The sequence below is a fragment of the Geomonas sp. genome, from assembly GCF_056994735.1.
The window spans coordinates 1-2,651 of record NZ_JBXKJL010000093.1 but is presented as its reverse complement, the minus strand read 5'-3'; the positions used below and the strand labels follow the sequence as shown (position 1 = coordinate 2,651).

Annotated in this window: 2 protein-coding genes; both read right to left on the bottom strand. The window is 62.1% G+C overall.

What is annotated here, in order from left to right:
- Positions 1 to 15 precede the first annotated feature (15 nt).
- Positions 16 to 1,026, bottom strand: a complete 1,011-nt coding sequence (locus AC11W3_RS04130; protein WP_484092550.1) for a helix-turn-helix transcriptional regulator — start codon at positions 1,024 to 1,026, stop codon at positions 16 to 18.
- On the bottom strand, positions 1,026 to 2,528 hold the full coding sequence (locus AC11W3_RS04125; RefSeq protein ID WP_484092549.1) for a DEAD/DEAH box helicase: 1,503 nt from the start codon (positions 2,526 to 2,528) through the stop codon (positions 1,026 to 1,028). Before AC11W3_RS04125 ends, AC11W3_RS04130 begins: the two co-directional genes overlap by 1 nt.
- Between the last annotated feature and the right edge of the window lie 123 nt (positions 2,529 to 2,651).

Sequence of the window (2,651 nt, the reverse complement as noted above, 5' to 3'; positions counted from 1 at the left end):
GAACCTTTCCTTCCCTTAGGGCGAGGGGGCGTCGGAGGCGTAAAGCCCAGCCGTCTCCCGCACCATCCGCGTCAGTTCGGCCCGCAGATCTTCAGGTGCCAGCAGTTCGGCATGGGCGCCGTAGGAGAGGAGCCAGGCGAGGATCTCCATCCTCCCGCCAGCCCGGAAGGTCAGCACCAGCGAGCCATCCTCGCCTTCCTGCATCTTCTGCGAGGCGTGCCAGGTCCTGTCCTTGATGGCATGGGCGATGCCGGGGGAGAAGCGGATTACCACCTCCATGGGAGGCTCCGCGACCAGGCCGAACGCCGCCTCGAGCGCCTGCTTCGCGTGGAACCCTTCCGCTATCTCGAAGCGCTCATTGCCCGGCTCGACCGCTGCGATCCTTTCCACCGCGAAGGTTCTCAAGGCTTGGCGCTCGTGGGCGTAGCCCAGCAGGTAGATGCCCCCCTTCTGGAAGAGGAGCGTGTACGGGTCCACCTGGTAGTCGACGGATTTTCCCCGGGCGGGGGGGCGATAGGAGATGGTGATCCTTTGCTGATAGAGGAGGGCGTGGCGGATCAGGCGCAGGGATTCGGCTGACTTGCTGTAATCGCGTTTTCCCTGCAAGAGCGGGTGGGAGACCTCGGAGATGCGCTCCATGTGCGCGGCCAGGCGCGGCGGCAGGACGGAATTAACCTTCCTGAAGATGGTTTGCATCTCCTCCATGAATGGGGTGCCGTTCAGCAGATCGAGCTGGGAGCGCAGCAGCGACAGGGTCATCAGCTCCTGAAGGGTGAAGCTGATCGGGGGGACATCCTTGAAGCGGGTCAGGAAGCGGTAGATCTTCTCGCCGTCCTGCCATTCGGAGATCAGCGGGTATCCTGCCTCCTGAATGGCGACCAGGTCGCGATGGATGGTGCGCCGGTTGACTCCCGTCTCCTCCGCAAGCTCACCGACGGAGATCCCGTGCCGGGCCTCGATGAGCCTGATGACGTCGTGGACTCTTCCGGCTTGTGAGTATTTCCTGGCAGGACGGCCCTTCTCCATTAGGCATTTTCAGGCGCCGGGGCTGATTGCTGCTCCCCTTCCGCGGTCTTGCCGCCGGACTTTCCCTTGCTGCGCCGCCTGCGGCGTTTCTTGACTTCGGCGTCGCCGCCGGCTGCACTGTCGGCACTGGATCCGCTGGCGGCACCTGCCTCGCTGCCGGCGCTGGGCGCACTGGCTGCACTGGCTGCACTGGCTGCACTGGCTGCGGTCGTGTCGGTCTTTGGCCTGGTCCGCGATCTGCTCGCGCTGCCGCTGTCGCCGGGCTTGGCGCCGCGGTGCCCCTTGTCACCTGCGCGACCTCTGCCTCTGTCGCCTGCAGTTTTTTCCTTGGGGGGACGGGGCTTGCTCCTCTTGTAGTCGGTGACGAACATGTCGTCCTCGGCCCACTCGGTCGGGATCTTCTGCTTGATGAAGTCCTGGATCGCCTCAAGGTAGAAGGCTCCGTCCTCGTCGGCTAAGGAGATCGCCATTCCTTCGGCTCCGGCGCGGGCGGTCCTGCCGATGCGGTGCACGTAGTCCTCGCAGTCCTGCGGCAGGTCATAGTTGATGACGTGGGAGACCCCTTCGATGTGAATGCCGCGGGAGGCAACGTCGGTGGCGATCATGATCGGCAGCTTGCCTTCCTTGAAGTCGGCCAGGATCTTCATCCTTTTTCTCTGCTCGACGTCGCCGGAGATTACCTTGCACGGGAAGTCGTTGGCGTTGAGCCGGTCCTGAAGGAACTCCGCCTCGCGCTTGGTGTTCACGAAGATCATGGTCCGCTCCATCCCCATCTTCCTGAGGAGGCCCAGGAGCAGCGGGAACTTCTCCTTGCGCGACGCGTGGTAGAGGACCTGCTCGACGCGCTCAGCGGTCATCTGCTCGGGGGTCACCGAGACCTTGGTCGGCACGTTCATGAACTCGTAGGCCAGCTCCATAACCCTGGTGTTGAGGGTGGCCGAGAAGAGCATGTTCTGTCTCTTGTCGTAGCTCGGCAGCCTTCTCAGGATGAAGCGCAGGTCGGCGATGAAGCCCATGTCGAACATCCTGTCGGCCTCGTCGATGACCAGGGCCTCGACGTCCTTCAGGGAGTAGACCTTCTGCTTCAGGTAGTCGATCAGGCGGCCCGGGGTGCCGATGACGATGTCGGCGCCGGCCTTGAGGGCGTCGCGCTGTTTCATGTAGTCGACGCCGCCGTAGATGGCCTGGATGTTGAAGCCGGTGTATTTCCCCAGCGTCTGGGCGTCCTTCTCGATCTGGACCACCAGTTCGCGCGTCGGCGCCAGGATGAGGGCCCTGGGGTGCCGTTCGTCGCCGGTTTTTGCCTGGCTGAGGAGTCTGGTGAAGAGGGAGATGAGGAAGGTGGCGGTCTTGCCGGTTCCGGTCTGTGCCTGGCCGGCGACGTCCTTCCCGGAAAGTGCTAAGGGAAGTGCTTTCTCTTGAATCGGTGTGCAGTCGGTGAAGCCGGTCTCTTCAATAGCCCTGAGAACGTCGGCCGGAATCTGCATCTCTGTGAATTTCATGTCTTCTGTTTTTCCTTTTTTTGCCTTATTTCAAGAAGATATAATTAGCACAATGTCTAAGAAATGGCAATGGAAAGCGTAGAGGCGAAAAGACGTGAAGGGTGAAGGGTGAAGGGTGAAGGG